This is a genomic window from Saccharibacillus sp. O23, from assembly GCF_002205895.1.
Lineage (GTDB): Bacteria > Bacillota > Bacilli > Paenibacillales > Paenibacillaceae > Saccharibacillus.
Map to the genome: position 1 here is coordinate 21,330 of NZ_NJDE01000003.1, position 15,315 is coordinate 36,644.

The 15,315-nt window shown below is 58.1% G+C and carries 11 protein-coding genes; 1 reads left to right on the forward strand and 10 read right to left on the reverse strand.

Going from position 1 to position 15,315, the window contains the following annotated elements:
• Nucleotides 1–32 precede the first annotated feature (32 nt).
• Nucleotides 33–512: a hypothetical protein gene (locus tag CDO73_RS04220; protein ID WP_088487261.1), complete on the reverse strand. Its 480-nt coding sequence runs from the start codon at nt 510–512 to the stop codon at nt 33–35.
• A gap of 276 nt (nt 513–788) precedes the next feature.
• On the opposite strand from CDO73_RS04220, the gene CDO73_RS04225 reads away from it, so the two are divergent.
• Entirely contained in the window at nt 789–1,511 is a 723-nt protein-coding gene (locus CDO73_RS04225; protein ID WP_088487262.1) for a 3-ketoacyl-ACP reductase, read from the forward strand.
• A 108-nt stretch (nt 1,512–1,619) separates the two neighbouring features.
• On the opposite strand, the gene CDO73_RS04230 is transcribed toward CDO73_RS04225, so the two are convergent.
• From CDO73_RS04230 to CDO73_RS04270, 9 genes are all read right to left on the reverse strand, one after another.
• Nucleotides 1,620–2,888: a nitric oxide synthase oxygenase gene (locus CDO73_RS04230; protein ID WP_088487263.1), complete on the reverse strand. Its 1,269-nt coding sequence runs from the start codon at nt 2,886–2,888 to the stop codon at nt 1,620–1,622.
• A gap of 248 nt (nt 2,889–3,136) precedes the next feature.
• On the reverse strand, nt 3,137–3,610 hold the full coding sequence (locus tag CDO73_RS04235) for a Dps family protein (protein ID WP_088487264.1): 474 nt from the start codon (nt 3,608–3,610) through the stop codon (nt 3,137–3,139).
• A 332-nt stretch (nt 3,611–3,942) separates the two neighbouring features.
• A complete protein-coding gene (locus CDO73_RS04240; RefSeq protein WP_088487265.1) occupies nt 3,943–4,893 on the reverse strand; it encodes a nucleoside hydrolase in 951 nt (316 codons plus the stop codon).
• A 158-nt stretch (nt 4,894–5,051) separates the two neighbouring features.
• Complete coding sequence (locus CDO73_RS04245; protein WP_088487266.1) at nt 5,052–7,301, reverse strand: MMPL family transporter; 2,250 nt, start codon at nt 7,299–7,301, stop codon at nt 5,052–5,054.
• Between the two features lie 250 nt (nt 7,302–7,551).
• Nucleotides 7,552–8,553: a diacylglycerol/lipid kinase family protein gene (locus CDO73_RS04250; RefSeq protein ID WP_088487267.1), complete on the reverse strand. Its 1,002-nt coding sequence runs from the start codon at nt 8,551–8,553 to the stop codon at nt 7,552–7,554.
• 199 nt (nt 8,554–8,752) lie between these two features.
• Entirely contained in the window at nt 8,753–10,801 is a 2,049-nt protein-coding gene (locus CDO73_RS04255) for a putative bifunctional diguanylate cyclase/phosphodiesterase (RefSeq protein WP_088487268.1), read from the reverse strand.
• 264 nt (nt 10,802–11,065) lie between these two features.
• A complete protein-coding gene (locus tag CDO73_RS04260) occupies nt 11,066–12,937 on the reverse strand; it encodes an ABC transporter ATP-binding protein (protein ID WP_088487269.1) in 1,872 nt (623 codons plus the stop codon).
• Complete coding sequence (locus CDO73_RS04265) at nt 12,934–14,682, reverse strand: ABC transporter ATP-binding protein (protein WP_088487270.1); 1,749 nt, start codon at nt 14,680–14,682, stop codon at nt 12,934–12,936. Before CDO73_RS04265 ends, CDO73_RS04260 begins: the two co-directional genes overlap by 4 nt.
• On the reverse strand, nt 14,679–15,209 hold the full coding sequence (locus CDO73_RS04270; protein ID WP_256972559.1) for a MarR family winged helix-turn-helix transcriptional regulator: 531 nt from the start codon (nt 15,207–15,209) through the stop codon (nt 14,679–14,681). Before CDO73_RS04270 ends, CDO73_RS04265 begins: the two co-directional genes overlap by 4 nt.
• Nucleotides 15,210–15,315: the final 106 nt, after the last annotated feature.

A 15,315-nucleotide genomic window follows, 5' to 3' on the forward strand; every position in this document is an offset into this window, starting at 1 on the left:
ATCTTGGATGAATCGACAGCGGACGGACCGCTTTATGCCGTCGTGGCGGCAGACTGCGTATACTCGGCATATTCGGGCAGAACCTCGTAATAGCTGTACAGCGATTGCCCCATGATCGTATCGAACATGGCAGGGTTCTCCATACGGATCAGGTCGTTCGCATAGCGCCAAGCATTCTCTTCCAATCGCAGCGATACGCGGGTTCGAGACAACCTGCCGCGAATCTTCATCAGACGTTCCGATAGATATTCCAATTCCGGATCGTTGGCGTGCCCGAGTTCATGCGCCAACACGACGCGCACGTATTCCTCGAAAGACTCCAACGTTCCGAACAAAAGCTTGCATTGTTCTTCGAGCACGCCGAGATAAAGCGTGATTCGACGATCATCCAGACTGTACTTGCCGCCGACCAACCGTTTACCGGGGAAAAGATTCTCCAGCACCACTTCGATTTTGCTGTTCGAACGGGTTAAAACGTCTAGGACGGTATGTTCGATAAGGGTTCTGTTCATGCGGCTGCTCCCGTTCCTTTTTTTACTCTAAATATCGGCATAAGCTCCCTTTTTTTATAGGGAAGACGAAGAATAGTATACCGCTAATCAGAGAAAATGGAAACAAACAATAATTTTACCCGCTTTCTAACTTTTTGAAACAACTTACCAAGTACGATACGCAAAAAAATCATCTGTTTCTTTTCTTGGCGGTCGTTCGCTTGGAAAATCCGATCCGGTCCGTTACACTTTTCAAGGAGAGATTTTTTATTCCTAAGGAGGATACGAATCGTGGCTATGCTAGAACTTAAGAATCAGACGGCCGTCATTACCGGAGCAGGCAAAGGCATCGGCCGGGCCGCTGCCGAAGCGTTGGCTGCCGAAGGCGTGCATCTGGGCCTGATCGCCCGGACGGCTTCCGATCTGGACGCGCTCGCCGGCGAACTGAAAGAGAAATACGGGGTCAACGTCTTCACGGCAGCGGCGGACGTGTCCGTTCGCGCCGATATCGAAGCGGCGGTCAACTCGCTGCATGATCAGCTCGGCGCGATCGATATCTTGATCAACAATGCGGGGATCGCGACGTTCGGCAAACTGGCGGAGATGGACCCGGAAGAGTGGGAACGCATCATTCGCGTCAATCTGATGGGCGCTTATTATACGACTCGCGCCGCGCTTCCGTTCATGTTGGAGCAGAACAGCGGCAGCATCCTGAACGTCGCTTCGACCGCGGGCGAACGCGGCTTCGCGACGGGTTCGGCGTACTGCGCGTCCAAAGCGGCGCTGATCAGCCTGAGCGAATCGCTGATGCAGGAAGTCCGCAAATCGAACATCCGCGTGACCGCGCTGACTCCGAGCACCGTCAACACCGAACTGGCCTCCAGCAACAACCTGCCGATCGGCGACGAAGACCGCATGATGCAGCCGGAAGACGTAGCCGATCTCGCGATCGCGACCTTGAAGCTGCCTGCGCGCGTATTCGTGAAATCCGCCGGCATCTGGACGACGAACCCGCAGTAAGTCCGCTGCGCGCACGGCGAAAAGGCTTCGGATTCGCTTAACGAATATTCGAAGCTTTCTCGTTTCGCTTTTAAGAGCTTTTTGCCCGATCGGCAAAAAGCTCTTTTTTTAATGGAAAGGACAGCCGCTCGGCGCTCCGGCCGCGCCGCTATGCGCCGAACGGCCGCGAAGCGTTTCGCGCGTTTCCGGCTGTTCGCGCGGTTCGCCGGCCGCTGCCGCGGATTCTTCGCTTTTGGCTCCGGTCACCGGACAAACGCCTGCCGTAGAAGCGGAGACCGCTGCGGCGCCGTAAGGCTTTTTCCCGTAGAAAAAGTTCGGCTTCACGATCGTATTGTCATAGCGCTTGTGGAACACATGCGTAGTCGCGGGCGACATCGGCGGAATCAGCCAAGCCCAGTTGCCTGTCACGTCGCGGCCCGCTTCTTTCTCGCGACGCTCGAACGTCTCGAACTGCGCGGCCGCCGTATGGTGGTCGATCATGCTCACGCCCGCTGCCCGATACGATTCCAATACCGCGACGTTCAGTTCGACCAGCGCCCGATCCTGCCAGAGCGTGCTGCGGCGGCTGCGGTCGAGTCCCATCAGATCCGCGACGGCGGGCAGCTTATCGTAACGTCCTTCGTCCGCGAAATTGCGCGCCCCGATCTCGGTTCCCATATACCAACCGTTGAAAGGCGCGCCTCCGTAGCGAATGCCCCCGATCTCCAACCTCATGCCGGAAACGGCCGGAACGGCGTACCAGCGCAGGCCGAGTTCGTCGAAACCCGGCAGGCCCGCATGGCGTATCTCCACTTCCAGCACCTTTTCGCGCGGCAGTTCGAACCACTTGGGCGCTCCCCCGTCAAGCTGGATCACCAGCGGCAGCACGTCGTAATCGGTCCGCTCGCCTCGCCAACCGAGTCTTTCGCAGACCTGCGTGAATTCCAGCGAAGCCGGATCGCCGATTCGTTCGCCGTCTTCGCCTCCGTAACCGGCATAGCGGATCAACTGCTCGTTCCAGACGCGCGCGCCCGGACGTTCGCCGCGTTCCGGCTTCAGAATCGTGATCGTCGGACGGATCCTTCCGCCGTTCGTCGCGTAATCCAGATGCTCGATCAGCGCTTCGGCGATCTCTTCTTCGGTCCCGGCTTCTCGCTTATCGATGACGTGCAGGCTGTCCCACGGCAGGCGTCCGATGCAGCGATTGCTGTTGCGCCAAGCCATACGCGCTCCGTGCCGAAGTTCGTCGTAGGTATGGGTATACGTTCCGCTTGCTTCGATCTCCCGAACGATCTCTTTCAGTCGCAGCTCGGCCTCTTCTTCCGTACGTTCCAATTCCGCATAACACCGACGTATAAATAGTTCCGCTTCCGCAAGCAGAATCGAACGATCGTCCATACCTCTCACACTCCGTCATGTAAATGATCTGAATCACATCTATCTGTATCATAAGGCAGTAAGGTAAAAAATAAGCAGATCATTCGGGGCGATTTGGTGTCGAAAAGGCGGGTAGATGACTTCACGTCAAAAACCGGTCCGGAAGCTGCATACGCAGACGTTCCGAAACCGGCTTGATCTTCGTTATTCATGTTCGCTAATGCACGCGTTCCGTTCGACGCAGCCGAGCGGCCCTGCCGAAGCGGGTCTTAGCGGCCCAAGTAAGCTTCCAGCATCCAAGCGTCTTTGTCTACGGCGCTCTTGATGCCGATCAGCAGGTCTTCCGTCGCTTTGTCGTTCAGGGAACCGGCGATCTCGATCGCTTCTTCCAGTTCGGCCGCTTCGGCGCGGAAATCGCGAACGAGGATCTCGACCATTTCTTCGGCCGTTTCTCCGCCTCGGGCTTCGGCCACGCTCGTCAGTTCCAACTGTTCGCGCAGCGTCGCCGCCGGGGCTCCGCCGATCGTCAGCAGGCGTTCGGCGATCTCGTCCATGCGCGCGGTCGCCGCATCGTAGAACTCTTCGAATTTCGCGTGCAGCGTGAAGAAATGCGTGCCTTTCACGTACCAGTGGAAGTTATGCAGTTTCGTATAAAGGACCGACCAGTCGGCGACTTGTTTGTTCAGCGCGCGATGCAGTTCCGCGGAGGCATTGACATTCACGTTCGTTTTTACGGTTTCCATAGATAAATACGCTCCTTTTATTTAAATTTAGACTTATTCTAAATCTTATTTAAATTATAGCACCCTTTGCGGGAAAAAGCGAGGGTTTGCGGAAAGTTTTTTACCGAGCAGCCGAGCGCGCCGCGTGATCCGAACAAGGCGCAAAAAAAGCGCGCGACCTCTAAGAGGTCGCGCGCTTTTCGGATGAATTCGGTTTGGTGCAGAGTGCGCAAAGCGCGAGCACTGAACGTTTAACGACGTTCAGGTATCGACTTGCACGGCAAGGCGCAAGCACGGAACGTTTAACGACGTTCAGGTATCGACTTGCACGGCAAGGCGCGAGCACGGAACGTCTATTTACGTTCCGGCGCGGCCCCTCTCGCCAACTCCGTGATATAGTCGAAGAATCCGGCTCCGTCCACGTCGTACACGAGCTGAACCGGGCGGCCTTCCGCCGTTTCGACCGTGCGGCCTTGGCTCGGTCCGTCCGGGATCACGATCGCGTTTACCGTGCGGCGTTCGACCAGTTCCGGTTTGCCCAGCGAAGCGGTCGTCAGCACGTCCCACAGATAATACGTCGAGTTCGTCTCCATGTAGACGAGCGGCGGACAGAACGCGTAGGATTGGCCCAAGAAATCGATGCCTTCGAAACGGCGCTCCGAAGCCCAACGATTGCGCACCGCCAAAGTCAGCGGCACTTTGTTCGTGCTCTCCAGCGCGACCAGATCGATCTCGATGCCGCTGCGGAATACGCGATCCGCGGCTTCCGGGTCCCAGAAGACGTTCCATTCGGCCGTGCCGTCATGTTCCGGTTCCTGCACGTTGCCCGCTTGGAACGTTCCGCCCATCCAGAACAGGCGCGAGATCTTCTCTTCGATCTCCGGCGCTTCGTCCAGCGCGCGCGCCAGATCGGTCAGCGGACCGGTGAACAGAAGCGTCGTCTGTCCTTCCGTCTTCTTGACCGTTTCGATCAGGTGCCGATGCGCCGGAAGCGGCGACAACGGAGCTTCCATCTTGCCGGATTCGTTCAGGATCGGCAGCGCGTCCACGAAGAACGAATGCATGCGCCATTCGGCCGGGAACGGATTTTTGCCGCGCGAGTTCGACTTGGCGACCTCGACGGTTTTTCCTTTTCCGAAACGGTCGATAATCTTGCGGCTGGCGTCGGTCGCCGGCTCCAGATAACCGTCCGCCGGAATCACCGATACGCCGGTGACCTCCACGTCTTCCATTTGCAGCAGCAGGAACAGCGAGACCAGATCGTCCACTCCGCCGTCATGATTGAAATATACCGGTGTTTTCAAACGTTCCACTCCTTACATACCCGTCAGTTAAGCCTCATTTTCGCTCATCGTTACGTCACTTGCTTTACCGTTGCATTTATATGTTACATACCCGTCACAACACTATTCATTATGCCCGGTTCGGCTCGCGCAGTAAAGATACTTTCGAAAACAAGCTTTTAACGGAGAGCGGAAATTTCGGAATTCGCGGCAGCGGCGGACGCTGCGCCGTCGACGTCCGGACGAGGCGGGCGAGCGGGCCAGAATGCGGCTCCGCCCAGCAAACGCGTGATCGAAGGAACCAAGAACGGCCGAACGATGAACGTATCGAGCAGCACGCCCAGCGCCGTCACCACGCCGAATTGCACCAGCACTTGAATCGGCAGCGTCGCCAACACCGCGAACGTTCCGGCCAGAATGACGCCCGCCGAAGTGATGACCGTGCCCGTCTCGCCGACGCCTTCGCGGATCGCCTGCTTGAGCGGCAGGCGGCGGCTTTTGCTCCAGATGCTCGAGATCATGAAAATGTTGTAATCCTCGCCGAGCGCGACCAAGAACACGAAAGCGTAGAGCGGGATCGCGCCTTGAACGGCGTCTTGGCCCAGCACGTAATGCAGGATCAGCCAACCGAGACCCAACGCGGAGAAATAAGACAGCACGACGGTCGCGATCAGATAGACGGTCGCCACGATCGAACGCAGGTAAGCCAGCAGCAGGATCGCGATCAATCCGATGACGACCGGAATGATCAGATCCGTATCGCGGTCGGTCGCCGCGCGCGTGTCGGTCTGGGTCGCCGTTTGTCCGCCGATCCAGATCTTGCCGTCCGGCGAAGACGCGCCCGCATCGGTCAGCGAAGTCTCGGCGGCGCTTCGCAGCTCCGCGATATCGTCCATCGCTTCGTTGGAGTACGGGTTGATATTCAGTTTGACGCTATAGAGCCGGATGTTCGCGTTCTCCGCTCCGTTCTCGGGTTCCGCCACGCTCGCGACGAACGGCAGCGCCGCCAAGCGGTCCGCCAGATCGTTGTCTCGGCCTTCCGTATCGACCATCACCTGTACCGGAGCCAATTCCCCCGGCGTGAAGCCTTTGCCGATCGCGTCGAAGCCTTCCACCGATTCCATGTCCGACGGGAACGAAGACAGCAGATCGTAGGTGAAGCGGATCTGCGAAGAAGCGGCGGCCAGGCCGCCCAGCACGATCAAGGAAGCGATCACCACGGTCCACGGACGCTCGGTGACGATGCGGCCGATCGCGCTGTCTTTGTTTTTCTTGCGCGGTTTGACCGGTTTGTTTTTCCGGCGCGCGCGTTCTTCTTCCATCTCCGGCGTGCGCGGCACGAACGGGAAGAACGAAGCCCGGCCGATAATGCCGAGCAGCGCGGGAACCAGCGTCAAGCTGGCGACGCCCATGATCAGGATCGCCACGCCGAACGGCACGGCGAACCGATGATAAGCCCCGTACTTCGCGAGCAGCAGCGTGAACAGCGACAGCACGACCGTCAAGCCGCTCATCGCGATCGCTCCCGACGAATCGGCTAGCGCGGCTCTGAGCGCCGCTTTCTTGTCGGCCGTCTCGGTCAAGCAGTGTCTGAACCGAGTAATCAGGAACAAGCAATAATCCGTTCCCGCTCCGAACAGCAGCACGGTCATGATCGAGATGCCCTGCGCGTCGGCCGTGATCCAGCCCCGATCGGCCATCGTGCCGAGAACCGGGCTGATGACCAGATACGCGAAGCCGACGGCGACGATCGGGATCAGCGCGAGGATCGGCGAGCGATAGATCAACAGCAGGATCACCAAGACCAGAACTACCGTGGCGATCAGCAGCGAGACGTCGGCGTTCTGGAACAACGCTCCGGCGTCGATGGCGATGCCGACCGGACCCGTTACGCGGGCCGACAGCTCCGACGTTCCCGTATCGACGGCGAACGGATCGCTTCCGAATACGGCGTTGATGCGTTCTTTGAGCAGCGTCACGTCTTCTTTGAGCGCGTCCGTGTCGGCCGCTTCGTCGAAGGTCACCGGAAGCACGATCGTGCCGCCGTCTTCGGACAGCAGCGACTGGCGCGCGGGAGCCGGAAGTTTATGCAGCGGCAGCACGCCTTTCTGCTGCGGAAGCGGATCGCTCTCCAGCGACTCCGTCAATTTCGCCAGACCGTTCAAGTCTTCGCCGCTCAAGCCTCCGCTTCGATTCCAGACCAGCAGCGCCGGCTGGCCGCCGTCGCCCGGAAACTCTCGCTCCGCGACCTGCGCGGCCTGCACCGACGGATACTGATCGCTCAGATCGGCGGCGTTGTTGTTTTCCCGTTCGTTGATTCCCGGCCAGAGCACGTTGAGCAGCACGGCAGCCGCGATCCATACCGCCAGCACGACCCATCTTCCTACGCGGCCGGACAGCGCGCCGAAGATCCCTTTTCTCTCGTTCATGTTCTCCTCCTGTCGGCATGTTCGTCATGCCTCGATCTTTCTGTCAAGTCGCACGTTTCCCCCGAAATGTCGGCTCGCTCCCGAATGACCGACGAGTCATCTGGCTCTATTATGACTCATGGGTCATACGCGGTCAAGAGCTTCGGACAGGAGCCGGGAAATAAACTTCGCGTCTCCGAGAGACGCGTATCGCCGCGGCAATCTCCTGTCCGAAGAACGCTTTGTCCGCGATATTCCTCGCGAACCCCCTTTAATCCTCGAACGTGTTCCGGCGCGAATCCCGCTCGCCTGCCGTCTTCGTTCGCGTCTCTCCGTCGACTTTGCCCGAACCGCCCAGTCCGCCGAGGAGCCCGCCCGAAGGCGCTTCAGGCCCGTAGAAGAAACGCAGCTTGGAAGGAAGCACCGAGATCTCGGCAGGCGTCTCCAGATACACTTCGCCGTCGCTGTCGATCCGTTTGGGCTCGTCCGTTTCGACCCGCAGGGAGGCCGTTTGCAGATATTCGATCACCCCGCCGCCCGCTCGGTAATCGGTCAGATCGCCGCCGTTGATGACCTGCCAAGCCAGCGATAATCCCGCTTCGCGCACGATCAGAACGTCCAACAGGCCGTCTTGAACGCCTTCCCCCGCGAAAGGCAGCTTGGCGGTTCCCAGCGAGCGGCCGTTCGCCACCAGAATCATCACGGCTTCGCTGTCGATCGTGCCTTCGTCATGCGTCAAGCGGAAAGCGAAAGGCTCGGCTTGGCGCAAAGTCCGCAGCGTGCTGAGGAAATAACTGAGCTTGCCCATCCGCTCTTTCTGATCGGAATCGATATTTTCCGACGTATCGGTGATCAAGCCGATTCCGACGAAATTCGTGAACACCCGACCGTTTACGCTGCCCAGATCGGTCTCTTTTAATCGGCCCGCCAACACTTCTTCCGCCGCGCGGCCTACCTGAAGCGGCAGGCGCAGCGTACGCGCGAAATCGTTGCACGTTCCGCCCGGCAGCACGGCCACGGCGGGCGCGGGATCGGCGAAAGCCGCCCCGTTGATGCATTCGTGCACGGTTCCGTCGCCTCCGAGCACGAGCAGAAGCTCATGATCGCCGCCGCGCTCCCGGCAAGCTTTCTCGCCGTCTCCCGGCTCTTGCGTCTGTACCAACGTAAGTTCTCCGACTTCTCCCGCCAACGCCGCGACGGTATCGCCGAGCTGCGCGGCTTTTTCTTTGCCTGCTTTGCTGTTGTAGACCAACATCGCGCTTTTCCAACGCATTTCTTCATCCTCCGTTCGCCTGAGAGCGATTCTGTCGTCGACATTCTCTTATCATTACCCCGCGCGGCTCCGCAAGACCGCAGGAGGATCGAACGCAAACGAAAAACCCGGCAAACCTGATCCTTCGTCAACTTCTAATCCAAGGTTTACGTTCTCCCGAGAGCGCGTAAACCTGTTGTTAGTTAGCGTTGACAAAGACCTAATCGGCTTGTCGGGTTCCTATCGGTGCAGCATTGACGCGCCACGCTCCGGCTTCGACTTCATCCGGCAGCATGGGACGTCCATAATAATAACCTTGCATCAGCACGCAGCCGCGCGACAGCAGAAAATCGGCTTGTTCCGCCGTCTCGACGCCTTCCGCCACCACTTCCAGATCGAGCAGGCGCGCGATGCCGATGATGCCTACGATCAGCGCCTGTTTGGATAGCAGATTGCTGTTTTTAACGAACGACTGATCGATCTTGAGCGTATCCACCGGAATCTCGTCCAGCCTTCCGAGCGACGAATGTCCGGTTCCGAAATCGTCCATCGACACCCGGACTTTCAGGTCGCGGACCTGCTGAAGCTGGGACAGCGTGATCGCCATGTTCTTCATCGCGATCGATTCGGTGATCTCGAGTTCCAGCATCGTGCCGGGCAATCCGCTGGAGCGCAGCGCTTCGTCCACCATCTGGAAAAGCGTCATGCTCTCGAATACGCGATAAGACATATTTACCGAGATGCAGACGCGGAACTTCCCTTCGTCCTGCCAACGTTTGTTCTGGCGGCATACTTCGCCGAGCATCCAGCGGGTCATCGGCACGATCAGGCCCGTTTCCTCGGCGATCGGGATAAATTCGCCCGGCGAAACGACGCCTTTCTCCGGATGCCGCCAACGGAGCAGCGCTTCGAATCCGGCTTCGCGGCTCGAACGGGCATCCCATTTGGGCTGGTACACGATAAAGAATTGGCCGTGTTCGAGCGCGACGCGCATATCTTTCTCCAATTCCATCTTGCGGGTCAACTGCCCGCCGATTCCCGCGTTGAAGAAGACGGTCTTGTCTTTGCCCGAAGCTTTCGCTTGGTACAGCGCGGCGTCCGCCGCTTTGAGCAGCGACGAGCGATCCTGTCCGTGCCCGGGAAACAGACTGATGCCGGCGCTTGCCGTCACGTACAGCTCGTTGCCTTCGATCAGGTAAGGACGGCCGATCTCGTTAAGCATCATGTTCACCCGATGCAGCAGAAGTTCCGGATCTTTCTCCGAGCCTACCAACAGAAACTCGTCGCCGTCCATGCGAAACAATGCTTCTTGATCTTGGATTCGGGTACGGATGCGCTGTGCGGCATGGCTCAACAATTGGTCGCCCAGATCCCTGCCCAACGTATCGTTGATCACTTTGAAACGATCGAGATTGACCAGCACCATCGAACCCAACCGATCTTCGGCAAGACGGCGATCGGCGTATTCGGCCAACGCGTAACGGTTTCGAAGACCGGTCAACGGATCGAGAAAAGCAAGCTGCTTGAGCATGCGGCGTTCGAATACCATAAACGTCCACGTAATCGCCAGAATCGCGGCTACCAAGATCGACGCTCCGGTTACGAAATACGAAGAAGGCAGGCCCGTATACCCCAACGCGGCAGCGGGAGAACGTATGCTGTCGATGCGCAGCGCGCCCAGTACCGCATGCTGCGTGGCGAAAAGACCCGACCCGAGAATGAGCGCGGCGACCGGAAGCGACAAAGAGAAGCCGGACGAACGGCGAAAATTGCCAAGCACATAAAGCGCAAAATAAGCGGAAATGAATATAATCGCGATCGAAAAAAATCCGACGATCGGATCCACGCCCACGATGATGCCGGGACGCAGCGAGAGAATGCCCAATGCGGACATCAACGTGACGCCGAAACCGAATGCGGCGCCGGCGAGCCGACTCGTTACGGGCTGCTGCTTGACGAACAGTCGAAGCATTATGTATGCGGACAAACTGACCGCGACGAACGCCGATCCGGCAATGACGGGGTCGTAATGCAGCGAGACGCGGCGATGGTACGAACACAAACTCATCACGTGAACCAACCAAGTTCCCGTACCGAGAACCGTCCCGGCCGCGACCAGATGGATTCGTTTGTCTCCCCGCCTCGTTCGTCCTTTTCTTCCGGCCAGGCTGAAGCTCAAGTAACAGGAGAGCACCGCGACCGACAGCGATAGGACGATCCATATGCCGTTCCAATTCTCCGTTAAACCTGTGTCGAGGACAGAGATCATAAATCGGTACCCACTTTGCGTTATGATATTGGTTCGAAATTCGCCTCATTGCTCTTGCTTGAAGCAAGTAAAACCTTTCCCTCATTATATCGAATAAATGAACGAAATCCATTAGGATGATAGGTATCTATGCAAAAAAATGCATGAGTTTACCTGATGCGCGCGCAAAAAAGAACCGGCGAGATCGCCGGTTCCGCAAGTTCGGATTCGTTAAGGTGTTCTTTTGCGGACGAATGACGGATTCGACAACCGAAAGCCGGATGTTTACACGGCTTCTTCGGAGAATTGGCTGTTGTACAGGTCGGCATAGAATCCGCCCGACGCCAACAGTTCTTCGTGGGTGCCCTGCTCGATGACTTCGCCGTGGTTCATGACGAGAATCAGGTCCGCGCCTTTGATCGTCGACAAACGGTGCGCGATCACGAAGCTGGTGCGTCCTTTCATCAATTCGCCCATCGCCTGCTGAATGAAGATCTCGGTCCGCGTATCGACGCTGCTCGTCGCTTCGTCGAGAATCAGGATGCGAGGGTCCGCCAATACGGCGCGCGCGATCGTCAGCAGCTGTTTCTGACCTTGTGAGATGTTCGACGCTTCTTCGTTCAGCACCGTGTCGTAACCGTCCGGCAGCGTTCGGATGAAGTGATCGGCTCTCGCCGCTTCCGCCGCGCGCACGATCTCTTCTTCGGTCGCCCCTTCGCGTCCGTAAGCGATATTCTCGCGAATGGTTCCGCCGAACAGCCACGTATCTTGAAGCACCATGCCGAACAGCGAACGCAGACGATCGCGGTCGAGCTTGGCCGTATCGACGCCGTCGATCTTGATCGCCCCGCCGTTCACTTCGTAGAAACGCATCAGCAGGTTGATCAGCGTGGTCTTGCCGGCCCCTGTCGGACCGACGATGGCTACGGTCTGCCCCGGAAGCACGTCGATATTCATGTCTTTGATCAGCGGCTTGTCTTCCGAATAACCGAAACGGACATGTTCGAATTTGACTTCGCCTTTGCCGGTCATCCGCTGCTCCAGCTTCAGATCGGGCGATTGCTCTTCTTCGTCCAAGACTTCGAATACGCGTTCCGCGGAAGCGACCGTGGACTGAATGATATTGGCGATGTTCGCCGTCTGGGTGATCGGCTGCGTGAACTGTCTGGCGTATTGAATGAACGCCAAGATGTCGCCGATCTTGATCCGTCCGTTGGTCGCGAAGATGCCGCCGACCACGCAGATCAACACGTAGCCGATATTGCCGATGAACGACATCAGCGGCATGATCAAGCCGGAGATGAACTGCGCTTTCCAGCCGGATTCGTACAATTCGGCGTTATGCTTCTCGAACTGCCGCTGCGAAGCATCTTCCCGGCCGTAGGCTTTGATGACGCGTTGGCCGTTGTACATCTCTTCGACATGGCCGTTGAGATCGCCCAGCGCGCGCTGTTGGCCGGCGAAATGTTTCTGCGAGCGCTTCGCGATCACGATGACCACCACGAGGCTGAGCGGGATCGTCAGCACGGTGATCAGCGTCATGATCGGGCTGATCGTCAGCATCATGACGATGACGCCGACGATCGTCACGAGCGACGTGATGATCTGCGTCAAGCTCTGCTGCAGCGTGTTGCTGATATTATCCATATCGTTGGTCACGCGGCTCAGCACGTCGCCGTAAGGGTGGTTGTCGTAATATTTCAGCGGCAGGCGGTCCAGTTTTTCTTTGACCTCTTTGCGCAGGCCGTAAGAGGTGCGCTGCGCGACGCCCGCCATGATGTACTGCTGAAGATAACCGAACAATGCGCTCGCGACGTACAGTCCGGCGAGAATCATGACGATCTGCCAGATGTATTCGAAATCGACTGCCGCGCCCGGAATCCCCTGCATCTTGGCGATGACGCCTTCGCTGAGTTTGGTGACGGCTTTGGACATGATCTTCGGTCCCAGAATATTGAAGACCGTGCTCAAGATCGCCGTGATCAATACCGCGAGCAGATGGAACTTGAACGGAGCCAAATAACCCGTCAAGCGCTTGAACGTCGCTTTGAAGTTCTTCGGTTTGGCTCCCGGCATCATCATGCCGCCCGGTCCGTGTCCCATGCCGGGCCCGGGACCTCTGCGCGGAGCCTGCGCTTTGCTGTTTTGTTCGCTCATTGCACTTCCTCCTCTAACCGTGCGGCGATCTCTTCTTCGGACAATTGCGAAGAAACGATCTCGCGATACACTTCGCTGGTACGCATCAATTCGCCGTGGCGGCCGACTCCGGCCACCCGGCCTTGGTCGAGCACGATGATGCGGTCGGCATCCATGACCGTGCTGACGCGCTGCGCGACCATCAGGACGGTCGAGTCTTTGGTCTCATGCTTCAACGCGGCGCGAAGTCTGGCGTCGGTCTTGAAGTCGAGCGCCGAGAAGCTGTCGTCGAAAATATAGATTTCCGGACGACGCACCAGCGCTCTGGCGATCGACAAGCGCTGTTTCTGACCGCCGGACAGGTTCGACCCGCCCTGCGAGACCGGCGAATCGTAGCCTTCTTCGAGGCCGTCGATAAACTCGGCCGCCTGCGCGATCCGGGCCGCTTCGCGAACTTCTTCGTCGGTCGCGTCTTCTTTGCCGTGGCGGATATTCTCCGCCACGCTGCCCGTGAACAGCAGCGCTTTCTGCGGCACGTAACCGATCTTGCGGCGCAGCGATTCCTGCGACAGATCGCGGATATCCACGCCGTCGACCAACACGGCGCCGGAGGAGACGTCGTAGAAGCGCGGAATCAAGCTGACGAGCGTCGATTTGCCCGATCCGGTGCCGCCGATGATCGCGGTGACTTCGCCCGGCTTGGCATCGAACGAGATATGTTCGATCGCCGGCGCTTCCGCGCCTTCGTAGCTGAAGGACACGTCGCGGAATTCCAGATGGCCGCGTTCGGAGACCGTCTTCGGCGACGGAGCGTCTTCGATATCCGGCACGGCTTCGAGGACTTCGTTGATCCGGCCGGCGGATACGGAAGCCCGCGGAACCATGACGAAGATGATCGAGACCATGATCAAAGAGAACAGAATTTGCATCGCGTATTGGATGAACGCGATCAGGTTGCCGAGCTGCATATGCCCGGCGTCGATCCGGATACTGCCGAACCAGATGATCGCGATCGTGGAGAAGTTCAAGATCAGCATCATGGCCGGCATCATGGCCGCCATCAGCTTATTGACGCGGATCGCCGTATCCGTCAGATCGCGGCTCGCTTCGTCGAACCGTTTGCGTTCGCTGTCTTCGCGGCCGAACGCGCGGATGACGCGAATCCCGGTCAAGTTCTCGCGCAGCACGAGGTTCAATCGGTCGATCTTTTTCTGCATCGCTTTGAACAGCGGCAGCGCGCTGCGTCCGAGGACCAGAATCAAGAGGGCCAGAATCGGAATGACCACGACCAGCACCAGCGACAGTTGGGCGTCTTTGGACACGGCCATGATGATCCCGCCGATCATCATCATCGGCGCCATCGCCAGCATCCGCAGCATCATGATCAGCACCTGCTGAACCTGCGTGATATCGTTGGTGGTCCGGGTGATCAGCGAAGCCGTACCGAACTTATCGAATTCTTTGAGCGTGAATCGCTGCGCGTGCGAGAAGACTTTGCTGCGCAGATCGCGGCCGAATCCCATCGATACCCGGGCGGACAGATAGCTGCCGACGATCGAACAGACCATGCCGGCCAGCGCTACGCCGAGCATCAGTCCGCCGATCTGCCAGATGTACGGAATATCGCTTTTGGCGATGCCTTCGTCGACGATGTCGGCCATGAGAGTCGGCAGGTACAATTCGGTCAACGCCTGCACGAACACGGCCAACAAGACGAATACCACGCCGACCCGATAAGGCTTCAGCATGCGGAACAATTTCATCATAACGGTCTCTCTCCTTTGTCGGACGCCTCCGCGTCCCGTTCTTGCCCGATCTCTTCTTCCTCCTGCCGTTCCCGTTCTTCGCGCAAAGCGAAATAATCGTGAGTCCGGTTCAGCAGGTGAATGAACTGCCGAGTGTCGTCTTCGCCCAAGTATTCCGTCAGCCCGCCGACCATCGATTCCATCTCCCGAATAAACGAATCGGTCACGCGGACTCCTTCGTCCGTCAGCGTAATCCGTACCGCCCGGCGATCCGCCGGATCGGGAGAACGGGCTACCAGGCCGTCGCTTTCGAGCCCCTTGATCAACTGCGTGACGGTCGGCGAGGTCACGTCGAGAATTCGGCTCAATTCCGATACCATGATGCCCGGCTCTCCGTGATCGACGTGAGAGCGAAGAACCATCAGCAGCATCCCTTCGCTTTGTTTGCGCCCCGCCATCGGGCCTCGATGATTTTTTTTGCCTCGGTGCTGGAAGCGTCTGAACGTGATCATCAATTCCCGGGCCAGCGGGCTGATTCGCGATTCCATCTCGGTCTCCTTTCCATGGATCCTCCATCAGTTGTTGCGTTTTCCAATTTAAGGTGGAGTTTAATATTTAGGTTGACTAATATTTAGGCATGCAATCTATTAGCTA